Genomic DNA, 25483 nt, shown 5'->3' with positions numbered 1-25483 from the left:
TCTATCGCCCTTGGCGAGGCGAGTGTGTGGCGGTCTGTGCACGCGCTGCCATCCGGAAGAGCGCGTCATGAGCCTGCGGCCGAGCGACGCGGATGAGAGCGCTTTCACGTGTAGGATACACACGATTCGTCAACAGCACGACCAACGCGGAGGCATCCGGATCGATCCACAGGCTCGTTCCGGTGAATCCGAGATGGCCGAACGTACGCGGTCCGGCAGCCTCGCCGGCGCTCGACCCATGCTCGCTCTTGCCGTCGAAACCGGCGAGCAAGGTCCCGCCCGGCCGTGGCGCGACGAGCCACGCGAGCTCCTCCTTCCGCGCGCCACGCCAGCGTCGCGGGTCTTCGCCAGAGCTTCGTGCGAGCGGACCTTCGCCATGCACGACGGCATCGAAGACGGCGCGGCCGAACGCGAGGAGCGCACGCGCCGTTCCGAACATCCCGGCGTGGCCTTCGCCGCCCTCGCCGCCGATCGCCCATGCATTCTCGTCATGGACGACGCCGCGGATCTCGCCGCCACGTTGCTCGACAACCTCGGTGGGTGCCACGCGATCGTGGAAGTCGACCCCACGGAGGCCGAGCGCCCTCGAAGTACCGAGCTCGTCGCGCAGGGAGAGCGCATCGACGACCACGTTCTCGATGGCCTCACCGGCGTCCTGCGCTCGAAGGCGACGCGCCAGAACTTCGCCGGCGAGGAAGTATCCGAGGTCACTGTAGACCGGGTCGAATCCGGCGGGAGGAATGGCGCCGAGGGCCTCGGGGCGTCGTGAGGACGCCGCAAGCGCGAGCGCAGCCGTGCGAGGCGTACCGCGGCCGACGAGACTTCGATAAAGAGGTACGTGAGCGAGCAGACCGGCACGGTGTGCGAGAAGGAGCTCGACCGGAGCCGCCGCGCTTGCCGTGGCCGACACCTCGCCGACCGTTGCGGCGAGTGTCTGTTGCGGGTCGAGCCCCGAGCACGCGAAGGCCATGGCGGTCATGGGCTTCGTCACGCTCGCCAGATCGAACACGATTCCCGAGGCCGCACGCACGCGCGGCGTGCCGGAGAGACCGCGCGCGCACGCCTCTCCTGACGAAACCTCCCACTTGCCGTCGGGCATTCTCGCGGCAAAACCGGCAGCGACGGCATTCGCCACGCCGGCTTCGACGAGCGTCTCGGCTAGCTCCGCAGGCGTTTCGATAAGCGGCAACCGCACCGCGGATACTTTACCGAGCTACCCCCTCGTCGGTAACCTTTGCCGACAATGGCTGAATTCGTGTGGGAGGCGCGCGCGCGCACCGGCGAGCTGCGTAAGGGCAGCATGGACGCCGACGACGAGGCGGCGGTCCAAGCGCGACTCCGCGCACAGCAGTTGATGCCGACGAAGATCAAGAAGAAGGGCGCCTCCTTCTCCTTGCAGATCGGCACGGGCGTCAGCCTCGCGGACGTCGTCACCTTCACGCGCCTCTTCGCGACGATGATCGATGCAGGTCTGCCGATCGTGCAGTGCCTCGACATCCTCTGCAACCAGACGGACAACAAGTTCTTCGCCGCAATCCTTCGCGATGTGAAGGCCAACGTCGAGCAAGGCGCAACGTTCAGCGACTCGCTTCGCCGCCACCCGAAGGTCTTCGACCAGCTCTACACCAACCTCGTCCAGGCCGGCGAGGTCGGCGGTATCCTCGACACCATCCTCGGTCGCCTCGCCGTCTACAACGAGAAGGCCATCAAGCTCCGGCGTCAGCTCAAGGGCGCCATGGTCTACCCGAGCGCGGTCGTCGTCATCTTCACCGGCGTTCTCGGCATCCTTCTCGGGTGGGTCATTCCGTCGTTCAAGACGATCTTCAAGGACCTCGGTTCGGCAGACGACCTGCCCTGGCTCACCCAGGTCGTCATCATGCTCTCGGAGACGTTCATCGGCTACCTGCCGCTCGTCATCCTGGGCGGCCTCGCCGGTGGCACGGCGCTCGTCTATACGTACCGAACTCCGAAGGGGAAGAAGTTCTTCCACAAGCTGCTCTTGAAGATGCCGGTCATGGGACCGGTCATGCGCAAGATCGCCGTCGCGCGCTTCACGCGCACCCTCGGCACGCTGCTCCAGTCCGGTGTTCCGATCCTCGACGCGCTCGACATCGTCGCCCGCACCGCCGGCAACGTCGTCGTCGAGGAGGCCATTCTCTACGCCCGCGCGAAGATCTCCGAAGGCAAGAGCATGGCTGGTCCGCTGCTCGAGACCAACGTCTTCCCGCCCATGGTCGTGCAGATGGTCGGCGTTGGAGAGCAGACCGGTGCGCTCGACAACATGCTCAGCAAGATCGCCGACTTTTATGAAGAAGAAGTCGACGTCGCCGTCGCCGCCATGACGAGCCTCATCGAGCCGATCATGATGGTCGGCATCGGTGGCACGGTCGGTGTCGTGCTCATCGCCATGTACCTGCCGATCTTCAGCATCGCCGGCAAGATCAAGGCCGACTGATCGCGGGCGAAGGCGCGATGACGCGATGACTGAGGACGACGATCGCCTCGCGAATCGGCTCGCGTGGATCACGGGGCTGAGGCTTCTCTTCCTCTCGCTCCTGCTCGCCGCGACGGCGTTCTTCTATCTTCGCGGCGCGCTCGGTCGCTACCCGGAGAGCCAGGCCATCGTCTTCTGGTCGATCGGCGCGGCCTACGCGCTCGCGGCGGCCTACGCGATCGTCCTCCGCCAGGGAAGACACCTCAAGCGCCTCGCCGAGGCCCAGATCATCCTCGACCAGATGACGTGGACGGCGATCGTCTACGTCTCGGGCGGCGCCACGAGCGGCGCGACGTCGTTCTACGGCCTCACCTGCCTCGTCGCCGCCATCCTCGTCGGCTTGCGCGGCGCGGCCATGGCGGGCATCGCGGGCATCACGTTCTTCCTCTTGATGTGTGCGTCGTTCGCGCTCGGGTGGACACAGCCACCGAGTGATCAGGCCGACGCGAACTACATCGTCACGTGGAACGGGATGGCCTACCCCGTCCTCGTCAACGTGCTCGGCATCGTCGTCGTCACGCTCCTTGCCGGGTATCTCGCGGAGCGTCTACGCCGCGCCGGTGGTGCTCTCGTGGAGGCCAACGAGCGCGCACTCGCGGCCGAGCGGCTCGCGCTCCTCGGACGAATCGCAGCCGGGCTCGCCCACGAGATCCGAAACCCGCTCGGATCCATCTCCGGCTCGATCGAGCTTCTCCGCGAAGCGCCGGGGCTCTCCTCCGACGATCGCCGCCTCTGCGACATCATCCATCGCGAAGCGGCGCGTCTGAATCATCTCGTCTCGGACATGATGGACCTCTCGAAGCCGAGGCCTCCGCAGCCGCGCAACGTCGACGTCGGCCGGCTAGCGCGCGAAGTCGTCGCCCTCGCCTCCCGCTCGGACCGCAGCGGTTCGGGCGACGTGGCAGTTCGCTACGAGGGATCCAGCGACGCCGTCTGGGCTCATTGCGACGGCGCGCAGATGCGCCAGGTCCTCTGGAACCTCGTCCGAAACGGCGTGCAGGCGAGTCCCGCAGGGTCGACCGTGACGATCTCCGTCGCCGAAGTCGACGGTCACGTGCGCATGACGGTGACCGACCAGGGCCCGGGCATCGCCGAAGAAGCCATCGGAAAAATTTTCGATGCGTTCTACACGACACGCCAACAGGGCTCTGGCATCGGATTGGCAGTGGTACGCAGGATCATGGAGGACCACGCCAAATACGGCGCCCGCATCACCGTCACGAACGTGCTCGAAAAGGGCGCTCCTGCGAGCACCGCCGACGCGCGGCCCGGCGCCCGATTCGAGGTGAGCCTTGCGCGCGCGGAACCTGGGACTACAAGTGACTCGATCCTTCCGGATCCCTATGTCATGGTGCCCGAGAACCGCGGTTCACACGGGTCGCGCGGCCCCTGAAAGCTGAGGCATTGCCTTGAGTTGGACTCGGCCTTAAGCCATGAAGGCCCTTGAATCGGGCTCCCCGACGCACGTCCAACCAAACAGAGACACCTTAGCTCCGGGCCCGGCCGCACCGCGGTCGTTCCCCCGAGAGCTCCTCGAAGACGAATCAACGAAGGAATCGATACGATGCGGATCCGCCCCCTCTTCGCCGCTGCTGTTTTCGCCCTCTCTTCCCTGACCATCGCGGGTAGTGCGACCGCCGATGTCGCGGGAGCCCAGGCGTTCGTCGAGAAGGAGCACGGCAAGATCCGGAAGCTCGTGGACGCCAACGCGCCCGACGAGGCCATCACGCAGTCGATCGACGGCATGGTCGACTACGACGAGCTCGCACACCGCACGCTCGGCAAGCCCTGCCCTGCCACCGTCGTGAACTGCAAGAACCACTGGGACGAACTCTCTGCCGATCAGCAGAAGGAAGTCACCGGTCTTCTCCGCAAGCTCGTCGAGAAGAACTACCACAAGAACCTGACCAAGACGCGCGAGTACGACATCACGTATCGCGGTGCGAAGGACCAGGGAGAGAACCTTTCCAAGGTCCGCACCGAAGCGAAGAGCAAGGTCAAGCCGCGCGATCCCGCCGTGCAGGTGGACTACCTGATCATGGCTCAGAACGGTGGCTCCTACAAAGTCGTGGACATCGTCACCGAGGGGTCGAGCATGACGAAGAACTACTACGACCAGTTCCACCGCATGCTGACCACGGCAGGCCAGGGCTACCCGTATCTCGTCAAGAAGCTGAACGACAAGATCAGCCAGCCCGCCAACGCCAAGGCGTCGAAGTAACCAACGAACGTAGCGTCGAAGGCTCGTCGTCCTCCTCGTCCTCGTGCGCGCGCATCACGTGATTCGCGCGCGCGTTCGTTTTGTGGGCTCGCTTTACTTTGGCGCAGGGCGCTCGCAGACGTAGCGAAGAACCTGAGCCGGCCCCTTGTCCGTGTGGGCGAGCTGCGTGTCGTAGGGCGGGACCTCGCCTGCGGAGATGCTCACGTAGGCACGCGTCCCTGGCGCCGCTTCCGCCGGCTCACCGTCTCCCCACGGAGGCGGTCGCGACGCGTCGCCGTCGTCCCAATTCCAGACGCCGCCGTCGTTGCGCATACCGATCCAGAATTCGAGCTGCGGCTCGCCAGGGAAGCGCGCGGTGATCTCGTGGGCGAGCTGCTCGCGCTCCTCGCGCGAGTCGAAGCGGACGAGGGAGCCGCCTTCGAGCGACGCGCACGTGAGCGCGGCTTGCTCGGCCGTGTCCATCGAGACGACGAGCAAGTAGGTCTTCCGACCGACGGTTGCTGGGAGCGTGAAGCAGTAGCCGCCTGCACAGCTCTGCATCCGGAGCCCTATCGGCTCGCGCTCGCAGATCGCGGCGAACGGCGCGGACTCGCACGGCACCTGAATCCACTGGCCGTGATCGGACGCGACGCAGTCGACCGCAGCACCGCCATCCGACGCGGGAAGGGTGCCGGCCTCGATGCCGATGGCGAAGCAGCCTGGGCACGGGCCGCTCTCCCGCGCCCGCGCGGCCCCCGGCTCCTCGCGGTTCGCCGGCGCATAGGCGCTCAGCTCCGCGTCGTTGTAGGCGAGGCCTACCCAATAGGGTGACCCGCCGGCGACGGTGTCCACGAGCGCTGCCTCGGCCGTGCTCGAGAACGTGACCACGTGGGCCTGCGCCTGGTCGCACGTGGCGAGCGCGTCCTTGTAGGAGCTCTCTGCGCCGCCGAGGAAATAACAGTGACCACTGACGGGATCGAGCGTGCCTTCGCAGGTGATCCGACAATCCTCGCAGCCGCGCGCTCCAGCCTCCCCCGGATCGCACGATTCACCCGCATCTCCCCCGTCGTCGAGCGTCTCGATGAGACCGTCACCGCAACCTCGCGAGCTCGAAGACACGCCCGCCTCGGAGAGTGTCGCGGGCGGCGGCACCTCGAGGTCCGGAAGGCAAGCGCCCACGATGGCCACCGCGAAAGCGGCGGCGACGAGCGTGATCGCAAGTGTCCGCCACGAGCGGACGCCCTGCCCCTGCGAGCCCCCGCGCCATGCCGTCCAGCTCCGATTCGATGCCTGCTCGCACGAACTCCTCTCCACGCCGCGTCAAATCCTCCGCTTCCTAAGGTACGATGAAACGCAGATGAGCGCGCGTGAGCTGAAGGCCAACGGCCCCGCTGAGCGATCGTCGTTGACAGGGTCGTTGACGGGGTCGCTTTCGGCCAAGTATCGCTCGCTCTTCGTGCTAGGCCGCGGCGGAATGGGCGCCGTCGAAGCGGCGCTCGAACTCCAAGGTGACGGCATCGACGGCGAACACCGCGTGGTCGCGCTCAAGCGCCTGCTGCCGGAGGCGGCGCGCGACAAGCGACGGGTAGAGATGTTCATGCGCGAGGCCCGCCTCGCCCGGATGCTCCACCACCCGAACGTGGTCGGTGCATACGACTATGGCGAGGCGGACGGCGAGCTGTACCTCGCGATGGAGTACATCGAGGGCCAGCCGCTCTCGCGCCTGCTCAAGGCTCTCGCCGAGAAGGGCAAGACGCTCGACGCCGGCCTCGTCGCCCACTTGGTCGCCGAGGTCTGCGAAGGCCTCCACGCGGCGCACGAGCTTCGCGACGACGACGGTGAAGCCCTCAACGTGGTCCACCGAGACGTCTCTCCCCAGAACGTGATGGTGGGCTACGACGGCCACGTGCGCCTGCTCGACTTCGGCGTCGCCAAGATCGAAGCGGAGAGCGTCACGAAGACCGGCGAGGTCAAAGGCAAGAGCGCGTACATGTCGCCCGAGCAGGCCATGGGCGACCCGCTCGATCGGCGAAGCGATCTCTTCGGCGTCGGCGCCGTGCTCTTCGAATGCCTCACGAATCGCCGCATGTGGGGCGACGGCACGGACATGGAGGTCATTCGCAAGCTTGCCCTCGACGCCCCTCCGAGCTTGGCCGAGGCGGCCCCCGAAGCGCCGCGCGAAATACGTGCACTTTACACCAAACTCGTTGCACGCAGCGCAGACGACCGGCCGTCGACCGCAGGGGACGTCGCGAACGAGCTTCGGGCCTCGGTTCGCCTGGCGCCGGAGACGGCAGCGCGCGCTCTGCGTGCGGTTCTCGACGAATACTTCGGCCAGCACGCCGCCGAGCAGCGCCAGCGCCTCGCCGATGCACTGAGCGGCAAGAAGGCCGAGCGCCGGAGCAGCATTCCTCCGTCGATTCCACCGGCCGCGTCGACCACGCCTCCTCCCCCGGTCGCGCGCGCCAAGCCGGCAGCCGCGGACGCGACGCGCGGCGGGCGCCCCTTCCCGGCCATGGCAGGGGTCGTGGTCACGCTGAGCATCGTCGCCCTGGGCGCGTGGAAGCTCACCGGTGCGCCCGCCACGGCATCGCCTCCGATCGCCTCGGCCGTCGTCATGCCGCCGGCACCGACCAGCGCTCCCTCGCCTGCAGAGGCCCATGCGCCGCCGACGACAACGATGACGACGATGACGGTGACAAGTGCCGTGGCCTCGGCGTCGCCGCCGGTCGCTCCTCCATCGCGGTCGTCAGGCGAATCTCGCCCGGCTCATCTGCACCATGCCCCCGCGACGTCGGCGACTCCATCCGTTTCGACGACCGCGACTGCAACGGTCGTCGCTCCCGCTCCGTCCACTCCTCCTCGCGCCCCCGCGGCGGCTGCCTCCTCGGCTGCTCCGCCGTCGCCGAAGCCGCTCGATGTCGACGATCACCCGTTCTGAATCGCAGCGCCGTGTGTGGCGGCGGCTCGCCCGAGGCAGCGCCCTCGTCATCGGGCTGCTCGCGCCGGCGTTCATCGCCGTCCCCGCGCGGGCGGATGCACCTTCGGCCGATCCCCTCGATCCGCTGCGCGAACGCTTCCGCGTGGGCATCGAGCAGTACCGCGCCAATCAATTCGCCGACGCGATCGTGACGTGGGAAGGTATCTACCGCGAGCTCGGGCCGTCCAAGGGCTACCGCCTCGCATTCAACCTGGCGCGAGCCTACGACGCCATCGGTGACAGGATTCCCGCCGCCGAGCACTACGATACGTACCTTGCCGAGGTCGGAGCGCGGCGCGCGGCGGGCGAGGCACTCGAATCGACCGTCGAGCATCAGGAAGCGGAATCGAAGGAGCGACTCGCCGCGCTGTTGCCTTCGATTGGGCGCATTCACGTACTCGCGAGCACGACCCCCATCGTCGTCCAGATCGACACGTCGCCACCGCGCACCGGCGAGTTCACGGTTTACGTGGCGCCGCACATCGGTCACTCCGTCACGTTCGGCACGGGCAAGGATGCCGAGCGTCGCGAGGTCGTCGTCGACGCGGGCACGACCGTCGAACTGTCACCGCCGCCCCCCGTCGTGCGAAGCGACGCGCCACCGGCACAGCCGCGCTTCGAGACGCGCGTAGAGCATCCTTTTTCCCCCGTCGTGCTTTGGGTCGCGGGCGGCATCACCGTCGCTTCCCTCGCGTTGCCGGCCGCGCTGTACATGCACGCGCTCTCGATCCAGAGCGAGCACGACGACAATCCTACGAGCCCAGACGAGCCGCGGCTCAGAGCGGATTACAACTCGGCTCGTTCGGCGACGTATGCGTCGTACGCGCTCCCGGGCGCCCTCGCCGTGGCGACCGGCGGCCTCGTGGCTTGGTACGTCCTTGGCGCGAAGGAACAGAAGGTTCCCGCCGTCGTTCCCCAAGCTTCGGCGACTGCACACGGTCTGACGCTCGGTGCGAGCGGCTCGTTCTGAGAGGACAGCGCATCGATTGGCCCACGGGCTCCTGTGGTTTGCCCACGGTCTGCTCACGGATTGCACGCGATGTGCCGCGACGGCTCAGCTGCGATTCGTGTGGAATTCGCGAAGTGGGCGCGAAGCGAGAAGACCTCGCGCGGGCCACGTTGTCCCGCATGGTCCGGTCAGCGCGACAGTCGTTGGCGATTCGTGACCGTGCGCGTGAAATCTCGACATCGGGCAGCGTGCGTGTGTGACCATCGCTCCTGCAACCGCCTGTGCCCGTTGGTTCACGAATCGACGCGTAGGACCGGATTCTGAGCCTGTTTTCACCGCGTATTGCGCGTTCATCCGGGAGGGCCGCAGTGGCCCGTCCGTTGCTGTACGCCCGACCGCCGGCAACCTCGCCAGGCCTTTCACGGAGCTTCGTTTGAAACTCATCGGCCCCAGCCTCTTCGTCGCCACGCTCCTCGCCACGCTCGGCGCATCGACCATCGCTCTCGCAGAGCCGCTTCCGCCGCCTCGCCCTCCCCCGCCTGGTTCGTCCACCGAACCGACCGAGCCCGCGCCCGCCGCGCCGGCCGCGCCTGCCCCCAAGCATTCGGCGCGTCAGGAGGTCACGACCGAACCGCCGGCGGCCGAGAGCGGTTCATCGAGCGATGCGCCGCCGCCTCGCGAAGGCTTCCAGCTCGCGCTTCGCGGCGGAGTCGGGCTGCCCTTCGGCAAGAGCGTAGGCAACGAGGCCATGTCCGAGGTGTTCGGCACGCAGGGCTCGTTCACCGTCGACATCGGCGGCAAGCTCGGCCACTACATCTTTCTCGGCGCTTATCTCGGCCTCGGCGTCGGCGGCACCTCGGGCAACTTCGAGAAGGCCTGCGAACAATTCGACTCGTGCACCACGGTGACGTTCCGTATCGGCGCGCAGATCCAGTACCACATCCTCCCCGCCGAGAAGGTCAACCCGTGGATCGGGTACGGTATCGGCTACGAAGCGAGCGGTGCAACCGCATCGAAGAACGGCAACGACCTGACCGTCGCCGCCACCGGCGTCGAGTTCGGTCACTTCATGGGCGGCGTCGACTTCCGCTTGAACAAGACGTTCGGCATCGGCCCGTTCGTCGACTTCTCGCTCGGCCAATACTCGAAGGTCACTTCCAAGCAGAACGACCGCGAGATCACGAGCACCTTTGCCGACGAGGATCGGAAGCTTCACCAGTGGCTGCAGCTCGGCGTCCGTGGCGTGTTCTTCCCCTGAAGCACGCTTCGTATCCGGACGAACGACAGGCGCGCGCTCCTCTCGCTGCCGAGGGTGACGCGCCTTTTCGTATCAGCCTTTCTCGATTCCGTACTTCCGCAAGTACGCGCGCACGTGGTGGCGCTCCATCCCGCTCTTGCGCGCCATCTCGCTCACGTTGCCCTTCGCGATGCGTGCGAGCTGCGTGAAGTAGTCGCGCTCGAACGCCGCGACGGCGCCTCGTTTGGCTTCGGCAAAGGCCGTCTGCGCCTTCTCTTGCCCGCCATCGCCGGTCTCGCGCGCGAGCGTGAGCACGTCGTCAATCGCATCGGGGGTGTCGGCGAGCGTGGCCGCGACCTGCACCACGTTCACGAGCTCTCGCACGTTGCCTGGCCAATCGTACGAGCCGAGGCGCTGCTCGATCCACTTGGCAACGGTTGGTGCGGCCGACGCACTGCCGACACGTTTGCAGACGTCTTCGACGAGCAGCGGAAGGTCGTCGAGACGTTCACGAAGCGGGGGCAGCTCGACGCGCACCTGTGCGATGCGGAAGAAGAGGTCGCTCCGGAATCGACCCGCGTTCATCTCGACGGCGAGATCGCGACGCGTGGCTGCGAGAACGCGGACGTCGATGGGCTCGAACGTCGAGCCTCCCACGCGTTTGACCTGACGCTCGGCGAGGGCGCGCAGGAGCTTCGGTTGGAGATCGATGGGCAACTCACCGAGCTCGTCGAGGAACAGCGTGCCGCCGTTGGCTTCGGCAAGAGCGCCCTTCTTGCGTTCGGTGGCGCCGGTGAACGCGCCCTTCTCATGACCGAAGAGGATGCTCTCCGCGAGGCTCGCCGGAATGGAACCGCAGTCGAGCACCACGAAGGGCCCCGCTTTGCGTTCGCTCGCGAGATGCACGCTCTTGGCGACGATCTCCTTGCCGGTGCCCGTCTCGCCGAGGATGAGAATCGATAGGGGCGTGCGCGCGACCTTCTCGAGCACGCCGAACACGCGCCGCATCCTCGGTGATGCCCCGACGAGATCGCCGAAGCGATCGGCGAAGCCGACCTCGACCCGCTGCTTGCCGGTCGGCTCGATCGTGAAACGGCTCCCGCCGACGAGGATCTCGGTCGGGGTGGTGATCACCGCCTCGCGCACACGAAGCGTTCCGGCGAACGTGCCGTTCGTACTACCGAGGTCGCGCACGAGCACGCCGTCGTTCACGGCGCGTAGCTCGCAATGCGTGGCGCTCACCTCGGGGTCGTCGAAACGTAGGTGCGCGCCTTCGTCGCGCCCGACCACGATGGGATCCACGTCGATGACAATCTGGCGCCCCGAGGCCGTCTTCGCGACTCCGCCACGAACGAACCAGTGGAGCACCCGCGCGCGTGTCGAGCCTTGCGTCATTCGTCCTCCCATCTATTTCGCACGTCGCACGAAGCGACGAAGAAGGAATTCGTCGCTCGCAAAGCGCGACCGGGAGACGCGAGGAGAACACGTACGCGGTCGGGTGGACGTGCCGACGTCCAGGGTGGGGCAAGGAACGAGGCACTCGCTTCGCTGACGAATTCGACCATTTTTCACGGCTCCGGACGTGGCATGCTCGCTGCTATTCTCGATGCCGAGGAGACGAATCATGGCTGCATCGCGCCTCGCGAGCCTCCACTCGGCCACGCCCCTCAGCACGCTTCGTGTCGCCCGAGTCTTCGCGGGGACGCTCACGGCAACGCTCCTCCTCGGTGCATGCAAACACGATGACGCCAGGTCCGACGACGGCACGACCGACGAGGTTACGCGGCTCGCCGAGGACGGAACGGATTCGAACTCGATCGAAACGGACACCGAGCTCCTCACGTCGTCCCTCGTCGCCGCCGGGGCGGGCAGCTCGATTTCGCTCGCCGCCGAATCCGATCTCTCGTTCGACGTGAGTCCCGACGGCGTCGGCGACGGAGCCAAGGCCCTCTACTTCCCGCGCGGCTGTCTCGACGTGGTGAGTGACAGTGCCGCCAGGAAGGTCACCTACACGTTCTCGCAATGCGCGGGCCCGAGCGGAATTCGCCGCATCAGCGGCGTCATCACGGCGGTCTATGCCGTGGGCCAAGGAACGCTCACGCTCGATCTCGTCGGCACGCAGCTACGCGTGAACCGCGCCATCGTCGATTGGTCGGCGCACGCCGAGATCACGGCCGACGGCGTGACGCGCGCGATGCACTGGAAGGCGCAGCTCACCGGAACCACGCCTCGCGGACGTGAATTCACGCGATCGAACGACAAGTCGATCTCCTGGAGGTTCGGAGAACGTTGCTTCTCAGTCGGTGGCGTTTCGGAGGGCACGATCGATCGACGCCCACTGCGCACCGAGATCACCGCGTTCGAGCGCTGCAAGGGCTCGTGCCCGGAGGCAGGCGGGCGCGTGGCCATCACGAACACGAAGACGAACGAGAAGATCGAGCTCGTCTTCGACGGAACGAACCGCGCGACGTTGATCGACCCGAAGGGCAACGAGAGGTCGTTCGCGCTCGCCTGCGACTAGATCAGTCTTCGATGTCGGGCTCGAACGTCGATCGCTCCGTCGCATCGTCAGGCGCCAAGGGCGACGACGAAGGCGACACAGACGACGATGCGGCTATCGCCGCTGGAGGCGGAGGAGGCGCCGAGGAGTGCACCCCCGACAGGCTCGTGAACTCGAGGCCGACGATGACGCCATCCGGCTCTTCCTGCACCCAGACCACGCGGCCTGAGCGCTGGAGGACTTCGTCCGACCCGATGCCGATCGAAAACTTCTGACCGAGCGTGACCTTCTCCTCGAGGATCGCGCGGAGACCGCCACGGCTGACGTTGAGTGCCCAGCCCTCGAGCACCTTCTGCTTCTCGTCCCGCAGCGTGACGCGCTCGGTCACCTCACGGCGTGCACCGCCACGCCGCATCGCGTGTACGCCGCTCGGAACCTTGATGCCGTTCGCCGGCGTGGGAATCGTTCGCTTGGTCAAGGCGGTTCGAGCATCAGAGTAGCGAGCAGTGCCCGAGCGACGCAAATCCTCGGACACCAGTTCGGGTGTTTTCCGGTGCGGTGAGGCGCAGCACGACGCCCGCAGAGAGAGCGCCGCGGTGCCCGGGGAGGGCAAGTCGGCGTTTCCAAAGCGCCGTGGGGCGCTTTCTGGTGTCTGTTTCGCGTCGCGCCTGCGTCATGAATCGGTCTCGAACGCAGCTTGCGTTCCTGCCTCTATGCGGATAGTCCGCCGTTTCGAGAGCCAATTCGTGGGGCCTTCGGGATGCCGGTGCCCCCTGCGAGCCCCTGCAAGACTGGACGATCGGTCAGCTGCCCTCGGAAGGTATTGACGCACAGGACGCTTTCGCCAGAATGTAGGACAGCCAAGCTTTCCTCGACGGTTAGGTCGGATCCGGATTCGCCAGAGACACCCCATAGGCCAGCCGTTTGCTCTGACCGCTGGGCTCCGACGATCCTTCCCCATCCTCTTCAGACGCGCGTTTCGCCTTGTCCAGCTCCCCCAGCCCCACCCCGCAGCAACTCAAGAAGGCGCTCATCGCGAGCGGGTTCGAGGTTTTCCGCACTCTCCCGGAAGAAGTCGTTCTCGCGGAGCGGGTGCGTGAAAATCTCATCCTGGACTCGGGCGTCCGTCTGGGCCCCGTGCAGGAAGGCCTGCGGGTTCGCGTGGTGCTCCGCGCCCAGCGCGCCGACTTTCCGAGCGAAGACGAAGCTCTGCTCTTCGAGCGCGTCCGCAAGCTGGCCGAGCCGGCCGTGGCCGACGGCTTCCTCGAGATCGCCACGAGCGTGAACGCCGTGAAGGACCCGGCCGATCCCGAGCGCACCCTCGACACGTTCTACGAGCTCTCGCTTGCGCGTGATGTCGCCACGGTCGAAGACGCCGTGCCCGTGCTGAAGTTCGCGCTCTCGCTCGAGAAGGCCGTGGCCGCCATTGCAGAGGGGCGCTGAGGGGCGCTGAGCTCGAGGGCGCGTGAGCCTGACGCCAGAGCGCGTCTGCAACACGACCGTCACCGCGTGACAAGCGCTATCTGTAAGCCCAACCCCGGAAAAATGGGCATGGCGGGAGCACAGGTCGAATAGAAAACGTCGGCTTGCCGTGTTAGAGGCAGGCCCGCGCACATGCTCGACTTCTTCCGACAGAAGAACCTCACCTCGGTCGTCTACGGCACCATCGTCGTCGGCATGATCATGGTGTTCGTCCTCGGCTTCAACCCGAGCGCCGGCAAGAAACTCAGCCCGGTCAACGAATCCTGCGCCGCCAAGGTGAAGGGGTCGTGCATCGAGCCCAAGGCGCACCGCGCGGCGTACCGTCTGATCTTCTCCCGCGGAACCGGCGGCATGAAGCAGGCGACCGCCTCGCGCATCGTCCTCGAAGGCCTCATCGAGCGTGAGCTTCTCGTCGACGAAGCCGAGCGCCTCGGCCTCACGGTCAGCGAAGACGAGATCACCGACAGCATCTTCCACGGCAACGTGCGCCTGAGCCTTCCGGCGGACAACGTCCAGATGCAGCGTGGCCTCGGCATCGACGACGGCAAGGTCATCGTTCCCTTCAAGGATCCGAAGACCAAGACGTTCGACATGAAGACGTACGAGCGCCTCGTGAAGCAGATCACGGGCCGTTCGCCGAACGAGTTCCGCGACTGGCAGACCCGCGAGCTGCTCGCCGCCAAGATGCGCGATCTCGTGCGCGCGCCCGTGCGCGTTGCCGACGACGAGGCCTTCGACCGCTACCAGGTCGAGCGCACCAACGCGACGGTCAGCTACGCCGTCGTCCGTCGCAACTGGCTCGAGAAGTACGCGATCTCCTCGGACCAGAAGGACATCGACGCCTGGGCCAAGGACAAGGCGAACCTCGGTGAGATCAAGGTCCCCGTCCGCCACATCCTCGTGAAGTTCCCGGGCGAGAAGGACGAAGACAAGGCCGCCGCCAAGGCGAAGGCCGAGGGCCTCCTCGAGCGCGTCAAGAAGGGCGAAGACTTCGCGAAGCTCGCGAAGGAGTTCTCGGACGACCCGGGCAGCAAGGAAAAAGGCGGCCAGTACCCCGGCGAAATGGTCGAGCAGTTCGTCGAGCCGTTCAAGGTCGCGGTCGCTTCGGTCAAGCCGGGCGAGCTCGTCCCGAACCTCGTCGAGACGCAGTTCGGCTACCACATCATCAAGCGCGACGAGGCGACCAAGGAAGACATCGCCAAGGCGTACAAGAACTCGAAGTCGCTCGAGCTCTCGAAGAACGTCGCGCAGAAGATCGCAGCCGACATCAAGGCCGGCAAGACGGGTGACGAGGCCGTGAAGGCTGCCATCGCGCAGTACGGCGTCGTGAAGCCGGCCGCGCCGAAGCCGGCCGGCAAGACCGAAGCGGGCGACGCCAGCGCCGAAGCGGCGACGACCTACACGGCAGAGACCGATCCGGAGCGTCCGCAGTTCCTCACCTCGAGTGCGTTCAACCGCGGCGGCGAACCGATCCCTGCGATCACGGCGGAGGCGGCGGAGAACGTCTCGAAGTTCGCCTTCAGCGCGAAGCCTTCGGACGTCAGCGAGCCCATCCGTACCGACGACGGCTTCCTGCTCGTCCAGCTCAAGGATCGCAAGCCTGCGACCCGCGAGGAGTTCGACAAGGAGCGCGACCAGTACAAGGCGGGTCTTCTCGCCGCGAAGCAGGCCGAAGCGCTCGCGTTCTACGTGAAGCGCTTGCGTGAGGCGTCGAAGTCCGAGATCAAGGTCGACGACAACAACATCTTCGGTGCGAAATCCGACGCTGGAGCTTCGTCGCAAGAGGACGACGACGAAGGCCCGTAGCGCTACGATGATGAACATGCGCGACGTCACGCGCGACCGACGCGAACAAAGCGGCGAACGCCCCTTCCGCATCAAGACCCTGAGCAACGGCCTCCGTGTCGTCGTTGCTCCCCAACCCCAGCTTCATCGCGCGCACGTGGCCCTCTACGTGCGCGTGGGCTCGCGCTTCGAGACGGTCCAGACCAACGGTCTGTCGCACTTCCTCGAGCACATGCTCTACCGCGGCACACCGCGGCTGAAGACCGCGCACGAGGTCAACCACGCCTTCGAGAGTCTCGGCGGCTACCTCTACGCGGCGACCCAGACGGACTTCGGCGTCTTCTCGGTGACCTTGCCGCCCGAGTCGCTCGGCGAAGCAAGTCAGCTCTTCGGTGAGGTCCTGGCCGAGCCGACGTTCGCGGACATCGAGCTCGAAAAAGAGATCGTCTGCGAAGAGATCCTCGAAGACCTCGACGACGAAGGTCGACAGGTCGACGCGGACAACCTCTCGCGCCAGCTGATCTACCCGACGCACCCGCTCGGCTTCACGATCACCGGCGACGAAGAGCGCGTTCGTTCGTTCGATCACACCATGCTGCGCGCGCATCACGCGCGTCACTACGCGACGGCCAGCAGCGTGCTCGCCTTCTCGGGCAACATCGATCCCGATCAGGCTCTCGAGCTCGCGGAGAAGTGCTTCGGGCACCTCCTGCCGGGTGACGTCGTCCACACGGACGCGCCGCTTCACGAGCAGGCCAAGGCGCGCATCCAGATCGTCGAGAACGTCTCGAGCCAGACCGAGCTCCGCGTCTGCTTCCGCGCAGTCTCGGAGAGGTCCACGCACCGCGCGGCGATGGACATGCTGATGCGCATCCTCGACGACGGGATGTCGACGCGGCTCTACCATCGCATCTGTGATTCGAAGGGCCTTTGCTACGACGTGAGCGCGGCGTTCGACGGCTACGAAGACGACGGCGTGCTCGACTTCGCCGCGGGCGTGCAGCATGCACGCAGCTCGGTCATCACCAAAGAGATCCTCGAGCTCCTGCGCGATCTCGGAAAGCTTGGTCCCTCCGACACGGAGCTCGCCAAAGCGCGTCATCGCAACGCGTGGGAGATGCGCTCGATGCTCGATTCGCCGGAAGATCTCGCCGGCTTCTACGCGGGTGGCCTACTCTTCGATCGCTTCGAAACGCCCGAGGCGCGCGTGGCGTCGAACCGCGCAGTGACCTCGGAGGAGATCCGCGACCTCGCCGCCATGCTCGCGCAACCGGAGCGGCTGAACGTCCTCGCGGTCGGTCTCCTCGAAGACGGCGAAGACGAGCGCCTCGAAGACGTGGTTCACGGCTTCACCGGCGTCTGAGCACATCGCAACGTCGCCGACGAGGCGCCTCTTGCCCCGCACGCCCCGCTTGCCTCCGCATCTCGAGGTGGGCGGGGCGTTTCGCCGTGTGCGGAGCACTCCGTTCCTCGACCTTCGACGTCGGCGAAATGCGTTGCCGCGCCGTTGCTGCCTACTGCGGCGACCACTTGCGTGGACCGAGGATTTCGCAAGTCTGTCGCGAACTCCGTTTGACTATTCAATCAGCGCAACTGAGTTGCGCTGTGAACGTATGACTGAGGGCTGGAGGCATCGATCGGCGCGACGCATGAAGTGACTGGAAAACCGGCGCCGAATCGATTGGCGCATTCGGAAACAGAGCGCATCATTGAGGCTCGCGAGCGAGCCAACGATGCGCCCTTCTCTTCGTCAGGTACGTCACGTTCATCGCTTTCGTCAGGTTGATCGCGAAGGTTTTGCGAAGCGTTCACTCGCGCCTGCACTCGCACTGGCGTTCGTCGTGGGTGTAGCCGCCGTCGCGGCGTGCAGTGGCGCGGACAGTCCGCCTCCCGACGCCACCCCGACGAGCACGCTCATTCCCGAAGGGCCTGCCGGCTCGGGCCTGAACACGAAACTGCCTTGTGACGTGCAGGCGCTGCTCGAGAACCGGTGCATCGGTTGCCACTCGGGAAACTCACCGCCTCCGCTGCTCACCTACGCCGATCTCGTCGCGCCATCGCGCTCCAATCCACAGAAGACCATGGCGCAGGTGGCGGTCGAGCGACTCCGCAGCGCCACGTCACCGATGCCTCCTCCGCCCGCGGCCCCGCCTGCCGAAGACGAGATCGTGGCCTTCGAGAACTGGGTCAAGGCGGGAACCAAATCAGGCACGCCATGCACGCCCCCCGTGGTCGACGCCGGAGCCCCCGGCACCACGAACCCCACCGTGCCTCTCGTGTGCACGAGCGGCCAAATGTGGACGGGCCAAGAGAGCGATCGCGAGCCGGAGATGCATCCGGGTGGAGCGTGCAACACCTGTCACCAGGTCAAGGGCGGCCCGAACTTCCGCATCGCCGGAACGGTCTACCCGACGCTCCACGAACCCGACGACTGCATGGGTGTCGATCCCAGAGGCGGACCGCTGGTGGTGATCGTGACCGACGCTCGCAATCGCGACTTCCAAATCCCGGTGCAAGAAGGCGGCAACTTCTCCCTCCCGCTCCAGATCGCCCCGCCGTTCAAGGCGCGCGTCCGGAACTTCGTCAGCGACAAGGTTCGCGAGATGAAGGGCTCCGTCACCTCGGGCGACTGCAACGCGTGTCACACCGGGCAGGGCAAGAACGGCGCGCCCGGTCGGATCATGGCGCCCTGAAGAAGCGAATCAGCTCGGCCGAGAGCGCGTCGGGCTTCGTCCAGTGCATCATGTGACCGGCATCGGCGAGCTCGAGGCGCGCGTGCGAAGCGAACGACGCGAGCCGCTCGTCCTCGTCGGCTGGATGAAAGCCTGACGGGCCTCCCGAGACGAAGAGCGTGGGCGCCGTGATGCGCCGCGCGAAGGCCATCAGCTGCTTCGCATAAAAGGGCTGCGGAGACGTCGTGCGATGCAAGAGATCGAAGTGCCACGACACGCGGCCCTCGCCTTCGTCGGTCGTCAGCGCCGGAAGCAGCTCTTCCAGCGTCGCGCGCGGAACGTTCGGATGGTTGGCCTTGAGCCGCACGAGGGCTTCCTCGCGCGTGAAGGTGAGCTTTCCTCGCCGCTGCCTTCGCGAGCGACGAACCTGATCGATCCAACTTCGCATCCGAACCGGGGCGACGTCGAAGTCGTTGTCGGGGGGACCTAGCCCTTCGAGGTTCGCGAAGCGCGTCACGCGCTCGGGGAACGTCCCGGCGAAGAGCGTGGCGACCGTGCCCCCCATCGAGTGCCCCACGAGCCGAATCGGTTCGTTCGGGGCGATGGCCTCGAGAATGTCGGCCAGGTCGAAGACGTAGTCGGCGAAGTGGTAGTAGCCGCCCTTTGGAGCGCGCGCCCCTTGCCCGAATCCGCGCATGTCGGGCGCCGCCACGCGGTAGCCCGCGGCCGCGAGCGCAAGGCCAACCCGCTCCCAGGTTCCGGCCGCGTCCATGAAGCCGTGAATGAGCACAACCATGGGGAGCGACGGCGACGGGCTGGGCTCTCGTGACGATTCGGAGACGCCGCGCGATGGCTCGACCGCGTCTGTGGCGTTCTCCGGCGACCACAGCAGCACCCGATGCTCGAGGTCGTTTGCTGTCAAACGCAAAACGCGGGCGTCGCGACCGTCGGAAGCGCTCGTTTGTTGCATGTCCATCTGGAACCTAAGGGCGACGAACGATAGTCTGGGCGCCAACAATGGCCCACACGATCACGCTCATCCCGGGGGATGGTATCGGACCCGAGGTCGCCGACGCGACACGACGCGTGCTCGAAGCCGCAGGCGTGAAGATCGACTGGGACGTCCAGGAAGCCGGTGCTGCCGTCGCCGAGAAGCGCGGCACGACCCTTCCCGACGAAGTCCTCGCGTCGGTCCGCCGGAACAAGGTGGCCCTCAAGGGGCCGATCGGCACCCCGATCGGCAAGGGTTTCCGCTCCGTCAACGTCACGCTCCGCCAGGCGCTCGATCTCTACGCGAACGTGCGCCCGGTTCGTAGCTTGCCCGGCATCGAGCCGCGATTCGAAGGCACGGACATCGTCATCGTTCGTGAGAACACCGAGGACCTTTACGCGGGTCTCGAGCTCATGATCATGCCGGGCGTCGCCCAGTCGATGAAATTGATCACGGAGCGCGCCTGCACGCGCATCTGTGAGTATGCATTCGACTACGCGGAACGGATGGGGCGCAAGCGCGTCACCGTCGTCCACAAGGCCAACATCATGAAGCTCTCCGACGGTCTTCTCCTCGAGAGCTTCCGCAAGGTGGCGCAGAAGCATCCACGCATCGAGCCGGCCGAAGTCATCGTCGACGCCTGCGCGATGAACATGGTCAGGAACGCCAACAAGCTCGACGTCATCGTGACGGAGAACCTCTACGGCGACATCCTCTCCGACCTCGGCGCTGGCCTGGTCGGCGGCCTCGGCATCGTGCCGGGCGCGAACATCGGCGTCGAAGCGGCCGTCTTCGAAGCCGTCCACGGCACCGCGCCGGACATCGCAGGCAAGGGAATCGCGAACCCCACCGCCCTCATCCAGAGCGCGGTCATGATGCTCCACCACCTCGACGAGCACACCGCGGCGTCGAAGATCGAGCGCGGTCTGCTCACGACGTTCGAACGCGGAACCCGCACGACGGACCTCGGGGGCAGCGCCGGAACCGACGAGTTCACCCGCGCGCTCTGCGAGGCCATTGGTCGGGCCTGAGGCCTCGCCGATGGGGGATGGCGAGTCGTGAGCGAACACGACGGCGTAGTATTTCTACTTTCCATCGCAGTTCTCCTCGGCGTCGCCCGACTTCTCGGCGAGCTAGCCCGTAACCTCGGGTTGCCCGCCGTCGTTGGCGAGCTCTCCACGGGCTTGCTCCTCGGCAAGACCGTCCTCGGTCGCGTCTCCCCTGCCGCCAACGAGTTTCTGTTCCCGGGCGGTGCGCCCAAGACGATGCTCTCGGCGTACACGACCATCGCGGTCGTGCTCTTGCTCGTCGTGGCCGGGCTCGAGGTCGAGCTCTCCATCATCAAGAGACGCGGCCGCACGGCGATGTCCGTGTCGATCCTGGGCATCGTCATCCCACTCATGGGCGGCGTGCTCCTCGGGTACCTCGTCCCCGACTCGTTCATCCTGAACCCCAACCAGCGCCTGCTCTTCGCGCTGTTCTTGGGCGTCGCGCTCTCGATTTCGGCGATGCCCGTGATCGCGAAGACGCTGCTCGATCTCGGACTCTTCAAGACGGACATCGGCCTTTTGGTCATGACCGCCGCGATGTTCGACGACCTCATCGGGTGGATTGCGTTCAGCATGCTGCTCGGCCCGATGAAGGGCCGCACGGTCGACTTCAGCCACCTCGTTCGAACGCTCGGCCTCGCGCTGGTCTTCGTCTTGGGCGTCCTCGTCATCGGCAGGCGCCTCGCCGATCGCGCGCTCGCGCACCTCGAACAGCAGGTCGACGTTGCGCCGGGGCGCATCCTGTCGCTCCTCATCGTCGTCGCCATCCTCGGAGCAACCGCCACGCAAGCCATCGGCATCCACGCCGTCCTCGGCGGATTCATCGTGGGCGTGGCCATCGGAGACTCCCCGCGCCTTCGCGAGCGCACGCGGCAGACGATCCAGCAGTTCGTCACCAACGTGTTCGCACCGGTCTTCTTTGCGTCGACGGCGCTGCGCGTCGACTTCGTGTCGAACTTCGTGCCGTGGCTTTGCCTGGCCGTGTTCGCCGTGGCGAGCGGCGCCAAGCTCCTCGGATGCTCCCTCGGCGCGCGTTGGACGGGCCTGTCATGGCGCGAGGCATTCGCCGTCGGCTTCGGCCTCAATGCACGCGGGGCGATGGAGATCATCCTCGCCCTCCTCGCGCGCGAAGCCGGTCTCATCGACGACCGCGTCTTCGTCGCCCTGGTCACGATGGCGATCGGAACGTCGCTTGTCGCGGGCCCGATCATGAAGCACCTGCTCTACCCCACGACGATGCCCTCGGGCGCGCGCACGAACGGCGAAGACGCGGCCATGCTCGTGCGCTCGGGCGCCTTCGTCAGCAAGCTCACCGCGTCCACGTCGGCGCGCGCGATCGAAGAGCTCGGACACGCCCTGCGACCCACCATCGGCGATCTCGTGGAGACGGCGCTCATCGCCGTCCTCGAGCGGGAGCTCGTGGCGCCCACGGGCCTCGGCGACGAGGTTGCGATCCCGCACGCCGCCGTGGAAGGACTCAACCGTCCCGTCGTCGCGCTGGGGCTCTCGCAGGATGGCATCGACTTCGACGCACCGGACGGCCGGCCTGCGCGCATCGTCTTCTTGCTCCTGCTTCCACCGAAGGCGTACGAGCGCGAGGTGCGCGTCCTGGCGGGGCTCGCCAAGTCGGTCTTCGACGAGACGGCGCGCACGGCACTTCTCAAGGCCAAGTCGCTCGAAGAGGCCGTCCACTGCCTCGACGAGCACGGCAAGCGTATCGCCAGCAGCGCCCCCGGCCCACGAATGACGAGCCTGACGGACGGCTGAGCGTGAGCTAGGTGAGCTAGGTGACAGGTGACGCGGCGCTCCAAACCCGCTACACCGCCGGCGTGCTTCTCGCGACCTGGAACGTCAACGGCATCCGCGCTCGTTCGCAGCGCTTGACGGAATGGCTGGCTGAGCGAAAGCCGGACGTCGTCTGCTTGCAAGAGCTGAAGATCGTCGAGGCCGAGTTCCCTCACCTCGAGATCCGCGCGGCCGGTTACCACGCGGTACTGGTCGGTCAGCAGAGTTGGAACGGCGTGGCGGTGCTGGGCCGCGAGCGCCCCGAGATCGTCACGCGCGAGCTGCCTGGCGTGGGTGAGTCGGGCGCACGCTTCGTCTCGGCCAAGGTTGCCGGGATCGAGGTCGCGAGCATCTACGTGCCGAACGGCAAGCACGTGACACACACCGATTACCCGATGAAGCTGCGCTGGCTCACGGCCCTCGCCGAGCACGTCGAGTCGCGGGCGGACAAGGATGCGCCGCTCGTCCTCGGCGGCGACTTCAACGTCTGCTACCAGGACATCGACTCGTACGGCGGCGTGAACTTCAAAGGCACCATCTTCCACACCGACGAAGAGCGCGCGCTCATCTCGCGCATTCGGTCGGCGGGCCTCGTCGATCTCTATCGCTCGAAGTACCCCGACACGGTGAGCTACTCGTGGTGGGATTATCGCGCCGGGAACTTCCACAAGAACCTCGGCATGCGTATCGACCTGCTCTTCGCCACGCCGGCCGTCGCATCGCGCGTCAAAGACGTCTACGTCGATCGCGAGTACCGCAAGAAGAGCGCCGCCGGGGCCGTGCCCTCGGATCACGCGCCGGTCATCGCGGTCGTCGACTGAGCACGGCGATCGTCGCGCCAAGGAGAACGAGCGCGGCGCCCGCCCCTTCACGAGGGCTCGGAAGCGCACCCATCGCAATGGCGCCGATGGCGAGCGACCCCACCGTCTCGCCTGGTGAGACGAGGGCCACGAGCGCCGGCGGCGCATGGCGCGCGGCACTCTGCACGAGCGAGTGACCGACCAGCGTGGGAATGAGCGCCAGCCCCAGCACCGATAGGAACGCGCCCGTCGTCGGCGGCGTGGGTGTCGCCTGCAGGCCCACGGCGAGCGAAAGCGGCAGGAGCAGCACGGTCGACGACGCATAGACGACCGCCGCATACGGCAACGCGGGCATCGCATCGCGAAGGCCGCGTGCCGCCGCCACGTAGATACCGTAGAGAACGACCGCGCCGAGCACCATCAGATCGCCGGCGAGTCGGTGCTCCCCTGCCCCCGCACCGGACGCGACGACAAGGGCGCCGGCGGTCGCGAGAACGATGCCGACGATCTCGAGCCTCGTCGGCCGAAGTCCGAAGGCGAGGAACGCGGCGACGACGACGGCAAGCGGCTCGAGCGAGACGAGCGCGACGGCCGCCGGAAGCGAGGTTGCTCCGAGGCCGCCGAGAAAGAGTACGAAATGAGCCGCAAGAAGTCCGCCAGCCAGAACCACGGCCACGCGATGACGATTGGAGAGTGCACGGAGGCTCGTAACGAGCGCGCGCGGGGCGAGGAGGCCGACGGCGAGCGCAGCGAGGCCCGTTCGTACAGCCGCGACGGTGACGGCGGGAATGGACGTGGCGATCTTGCCGAGGGGACCGCTCGTCGCGAAGGCGAGCGACGCCACGATCACGAGCAAGACGTCGTTTCGACCGACCCGTTCCTCCGTCATTCGGCGCGCACACTGGGGCAGGAGATCGTTTCCGTCAAACGCTCCGTTCGACCGTCCCCGGAAACGCTGCGCGCTCGTCGCGCCCGTGCTCAGTACCGCTCTTTGGGCTCGGCAGGACTCGTCGCGACGATCTTCGGGAAAACGTCGCTCACGAAGCGATCGCGCACGGCACGCGCACGCGCCTCGTCGTCACGCGTGGGAACGGCGACTCCGACGATGAGGCACGCCTTTTCCCATGCGGGATACGCGGCCCAGGCGGCGGCGTAAGACTCGCGCGAGAGCACGGTGGCCGTCTTCGCAAGGAGGGGGTCGACGTCGACGATGGCGATCTTCTTCGGAACGGCCTGTCCCGGCGCCGACTTCGGGATGGGCGGCGCCCACGAGAAGGCGGTCGGCGGGTCGTGTTTGAGCTCGACTTCGAAGGCCTCGACCCAGGGCATGGCCCATGACTCGAAGCTCTTGTTGCAAGCCCCCTCGATTTGGTTGTCGTCGACGTGCGTGATGAAGCCCGCGACGATGGCGTGGTGCTCCTTGCCATAACGGAAGCCGACGAGGCTCGGCACCGTGAGGAACTTCACGCGCGTCCAATGCTCGGCATCGGGCAGTGGCACGAGAACGCTGTTCTGCTTGTCGTTCTTCGTGTTGATCGGCGAGACCTTCAGCTGCTCGAGCGCCGCGGAGTGACTGTCTCCACCGACACCACCTTGCGCGGGCTTGCCGTCGTCCTTCGGTGGCGGCGCGGCAGCGACGGGGTGGGAGGGCCCTTGCGCAGCACTGGCGCTCGATGAGGAGCAGCCCGCCAGGCACGCGCCCGCGCCGACGAGAAAGACGAGAGCGAGCGAGGCCACCGCGTTCGAAAGACGCGCGCCGGGCACCGAAGAGAAGAACGCCATGGACAACCGCAAGTGTTGGACGAAACGAAGCCCAACGCTATTCGATTCGCGTGGCGCGGAGTGTCTTTGCGACCACTTACCGCTTGAGGAGGGCCTTCAGCCGCGCCTTCAGCTCGGGCGCAGCCCAGTACGGCACCATCTCCTCGAAGAAGCGCTTTTCCTCTTCGGCAGGCACGTCGAGCTTGCCGCGCACCGCGACCTTGGCCGCGGCATACGCATCGCGCGGGTGAGCTGCGAGCCGCTCGAGCCAAGCTCGCGCCTCAGCCTCCTCCCCGAGCGTGTCGACCATCCCGAGCTCTTTGGCCGTCTGCGCAGGGTACAGGCCCGCCTCGAGGATGATCCGCGCCAGCGAGGGCCCCGCCAGGGCGCGGCTGACGGCGGTGAAGGTGCGAGGCGGAAAGCGAAGGCCGATGGCCACCTCGTTGAGACCGATGCGCGTGCCGTCGCGTGACGTCATGACCCGCGCGTCACAGCAGAGCGCAAGCACGCAACCGCCAGCGATCGCATGACCGTTGACCCACGCGACCGTCGGCCCAGGGTGCTCGTAGAGCGCGGTCACCAGCCTTTCGAGCACGCCGAGGAAACAGCGGAGCCCGTCGACGTCGAGCTCGGCCACTTCTTTGAGGTTGAGCCCGGCCGAGAACGCATCACCCGCGCCCGTGAGCAGAATGGGCTCGGTGCCCGCGCCCCTGACCTCCTCGAGCGCGTGCTCCATGAGCAACGTCGACAGCGAGTTCTTGCCCGGGCCCTCGAGGAGGATGGTCTTCATGCGCCTGA

At 66.6% G+C, this 25483-nt stretch carries 22 protein-coding genes; 14 read left to right on the top strand and 8 right to left on the bottom strand.

From position 1 onward, the window contains the following. Window position 1: 1 nt before the first annotated feature. Window positions 2-1195 carry a serine hydrolase domain-containing protein gene (locus AKJ09_RS28420; protein WP_146651004.1) on the bottom strand — a complete coding sequence of 398 codons (1194 nt, stop codon included), beginning with the start codon at window positions 1193-1195 and terminating at the stop codon, window positions 2-4. A gap of 48 nt (window positions 1196-1243) precedes the next feature. On the opposite strand from AKJ09_RS28420, the gene AKJ09_RS28415 reads away from it, so the two are divergent. The 3 genes from AKJ09_RS28415 (at window position 1244) to AKJ09_RS28405 (ending at window position 4715) form a co-directional block, all read left to right on the top strand. Continuing rightward, the gene (locus AKJ09_RS28415; RefSeq protein ID WP_146651003.1) at window positions 1244-2455 is read left to right on the top strand and encodes a type II secretion system F family protein; all 1212 of its coding nucleotides are present in this window, start codon (window positions 1244-1246) and stop codon (window positions 2453-2455) included. A 25-nt stretch (window positions 2456-2480) separates the two neighbouring features. Continuing rightward, a complete protein-coding gene (locus AKJ09_RS28410) occupies window positions 2481-3887 on the top strand; it encodes a sensor histidine kinase (RefSeq protein ID WP_146651002.1) in 1407 nt (468 codons plus the stop codon). A gap of 171 nt (window positions 3888-4058) precedes the next feature. Further along, window positions 4059-4715 (top strand): MlaC/ttg2D family ABC transporter substrate-binding protein, encoded by a 657-nt coding sequence (locus AKJ09_RS28405; protein ID WP_146651001.1) that lies wholly within the window; start codon window positions 4059-4061, stop codon window positions 4713-4715. A 93-nt stretch (window positions 4716-4808) separates the two neighbouring features. Here AKJ09_RS28405 and AKJ09_RS28400 read toward each other — a convergent pair whose 3' ends face one another. Continuing rightward, window positions 4809-6008, bottom strand: a complete 1200-nt coding sequence (locus AKJ09_RS28400) for a C-type lectin domain-containing protein (protein ID WP_146651000.1) — start codon at window positions 6006-6008, stop codon at window positions 4809-4811. Window positions 6009-6051: 43 nt separating this feature from the next. Between AKJ09_RS28400 and AKJ09_RS28395 the strand changes: the two genes are divergently transcribed. From AKJ09_RS28395 to AKJ09_RS28385, 3 genes are all read left to right on the top strand, one after another. After that, window positions 6052-7635 carry a serine/threonine-protein kinase gene (locus AKJ09_RS28395; RefSeq protein WP_169927943.1) on the top strand — a complete coding sequence of 528 codons (1584 nt, stop codon included), beginning with the start codon at window positions 6052-6054 and terminating at the stop codon, window positions 7633-7635. After that, on the top strand, window positions 7613-8644 hold the full coding sequence (locus tag AKJ09_RS28390; RefSeq protein ID WP_146650998.1) for a hypothetical protein: 1032 nt from the start codon (window positions 7613-7615) through the stop codon (window positions 8642-8644). The genes AKJ09_RS28395 and AKJ09_RS28390 overlap by 23 nt, the downstream gene beginning before the upstream one ends. A 412-nt stretch (window positions 8645-9056) precedes the next feature. Beyond that, complete coding sequence (locus tag AKJ09_RS28385; RefSeq protein WP_146650997.1) at window positions 9057-9881, top strand: hypothetical protein; 825 nt, start codon at window positions 9057-9059, stop codon at window positions 9879-9881. 72 nt (window positions 9882-9953) lie between these two features. Here the strand turns inward: AKJ09_RS28385 and AKJ09_RS28380 are convergent, their stop codons facing one another. Further along, complete coding sequence (locus tag AKJ09_RS28380; protein ID WP_146650996.1) at window positions 9954-11255, bottom strand: sigma 54-interacting transcriptional regulator; 1302 nt, start codon at window positions 11253-11255, stop codon at window positions 9954-9956. Between the two features lie 229 nt (window positions 11256-11484). On the opposite strand from AKJ09_RS28380, the gene AKJ09_RS28375 reads away from it, so the two are divergent. Next, window positions 11485-12381 carry a hypothetical protein gene (locus AKJ09_RS28375; RefSeq protein WP_146650995.1) on the top strand — a complete coding sequence of 299 codons (897 nt, stop codon included), beginning with the start codon at window positions 11485-11487 and terminating at the stop codon, window positions 12379-12381. A 1-nt stretch (window position 12382) separates the two neighbouring features. Here AKJ09_RS28375 and AKJ09_RS28370 read toward each other — a convergent pair whose 3' ends face one another. After that, entirely contained in the window at window positions 12383-12838 is a 456-nt protein-coding gene (locus AKJ09_RS28370; RefSeq protein WP_146650994.1) for a PilZ domain-containing protein, read from the bottom strand. Window positions 12839-13344: 506 nt separating this feature from the next. Between AKJ09_RS28370 and AKJ09_RS28365 the strand changes: the two genes are divergently transcribed. The 4 genes from AKJ09_RS28365 to AKJ09_RS28350 all read left to right on the top strand — a co-directional run bounded on the left by AKJ09_RS28365 (window position 13345) and on the right by AKJ09_RS28350 (window position 18320). Further along, the gene (locus tag AKJ09_RS28365; protein ID WP_146650993.1) at window positions 13345-13803 is read left to right on the top strand and encodes a hypothetical protein; all 459 of its coding nucleotides are present in this window, start codon (window positions 13345-13347) and stop codon (window positions 13801-13803) included. A gap of 171 nt (window positions 13804-13974) precedes the next feature. After that, window positions 13975-15648, top strand: a complete 1674-nt coding sequence (locus AKJ09_RS28360) for a peptidylprolyl isomerase (RefSeq protein WP_146650992.1) — start codon at window positions 13975-13977, stop codon at window positions 15646-15648. 16 nt (window positions 15649-15664) lie between these two features. Then, on the top strand, window positions 15665-16990 hold the full coding sequence (locus tag AKJ09_RS28355) for a M16 family metallopeptidase (RefSeq protein ID WP_146650991.1): 1326 nt from the start codon (window positions 15665-15667) through the stop codon (window positions 16988-16990). Between the two features lie 370 nt (window positions 16991-17360). Further along, entirely contained in the window at window positions 17361-18320 is a 960-nt protein-coding gene (locus tag AKJ09_RS28350) for a hypothetical protein (protein WP_146650990.1), read from the top strand. Here AKJ09_RS28350 and AKJ09_RS28345 read toward each other — a convergent pair. Next, window positions 18307-19095 carry an alpha/beta fold hydrolase gene (locus AKJ09_RS28345; RefSeq protein ID WP_169927942.1) on the bottom strand — a complete coding sequence of 263 codons (789 nt, stop codon included), beginning with the start codon at window positions 19093-19095 and terminating at the stop codon, window positions 18307-18309. The genes AKJ09_RS28350 and AKJ09_RS28345 overlap by 14 nt on opposite strands. A gap of 221 nt (window positions 19096-19316) precedes the next feature. Here AKJ09_RS28345 and AKJ09_RS28340 point away from each other — a divergent pair, with 221 nt between their 5' ends. From AKJ09_RS28340 to AKJ09_RS28330, 3 genes are read left to right on the top strand one after another with little or no spacing between them, the layout of a single operon-like run. Further along, window positions 19317-20321 carry an isocitrate/isopropylmalate dehydrogenase family protein gene (locus tag AKJ09_RS28340; protein WP_146650988.1) on the top strand — a complete coding sequence of 335 codons (1005 nt, stop codon included), beginning with the start codon at window positions 19317-19319 and terminating at the stop codon, window positions 20319-20321. 27 nt (window positions 20322-20348) lie between these two features. Next, window positions 20349-22106, top strand: coding sequence for a cation:proton antiporter domain-containing protein (locus AKJ09_RS28335; protein WP_146650987.1), 1758 nt, complete (start codon window positions 20349-20351; stop codon window positions 22104-22106). A 20-nt stretch (window positions 22107-22126) separates the two neighbouring features. Then, a complete protein-coding gene (locus AKJ09_RS28330; RefSeq protein ID WP_146650986.1) occupies window positions 22127-22945 on the top strand; it encodes an exodeoxyribonuclease III in 819 nt (272 codons plus the stop codon). Here AKJ09_RS28330 and AKJ09_RS28325 read toward each other — a convergent pair. The 3 genes from AKJ09_RS28325 to AKJ09_RS28315 all read right to left on the bottom strand — a co-directional run bounded on the left by AKJ09_RS28325 (window position 22926) and on the right by AKJ09_RS28315 (window position 25475). Beyond that, window positions 22926-23813, bottom strand: a complete 888-nt coding sequence (locus AKJ09_RS28325; RefSeq protein WP_146650985.1) for a DMT family transporter — start codon at window positions 23811-23813, stop codon at window positions 22926-22928. The two genes, AKJ09_RS28330 and AKJ09_RS28325, sit on opposite strands and share 20 nt — an antisense overlap. Window positions 23814-23902: 89 nt before the next feature. Beyond that, window positions 23903-24706: a hypothetical protein gene (locus AKJ09_RS28320; protein ID WP_146650984.1), complete on the bottom strand. Its 804-nt coding sequence runs from the start codon at window positions 24704-24706 to the stop codon at window positions 23903-23905. Window positions 24707-24782: 76 nt separating this feature from the next. Continuing rightward, a complete protein-coding gene (locus AKJ09_RS28315; protein ID WP_169927941.1) occupies window positions 24783-25475 on the bottom strand; it encodes an enoyl-CoA hydratase/isomerase family protein in 693 nt (230 codons plus the stop codon). Between the last annotated feature and the right edge of the window lie 8 nt (window positions 25476-25483).

Source organism: Labilithrix luteola (assembly GCF_001263205.1).
GTDB lineage: Bacteria > Myxococcota_A > Polyangia > Polyangiales > Polyangiaceae > Labilithrix > Labilithrix luteola.
Note: the sequence above shows the minus strand (reverse complement) of the source record. Positions and strands in the feature narration are given on the sequence as shown.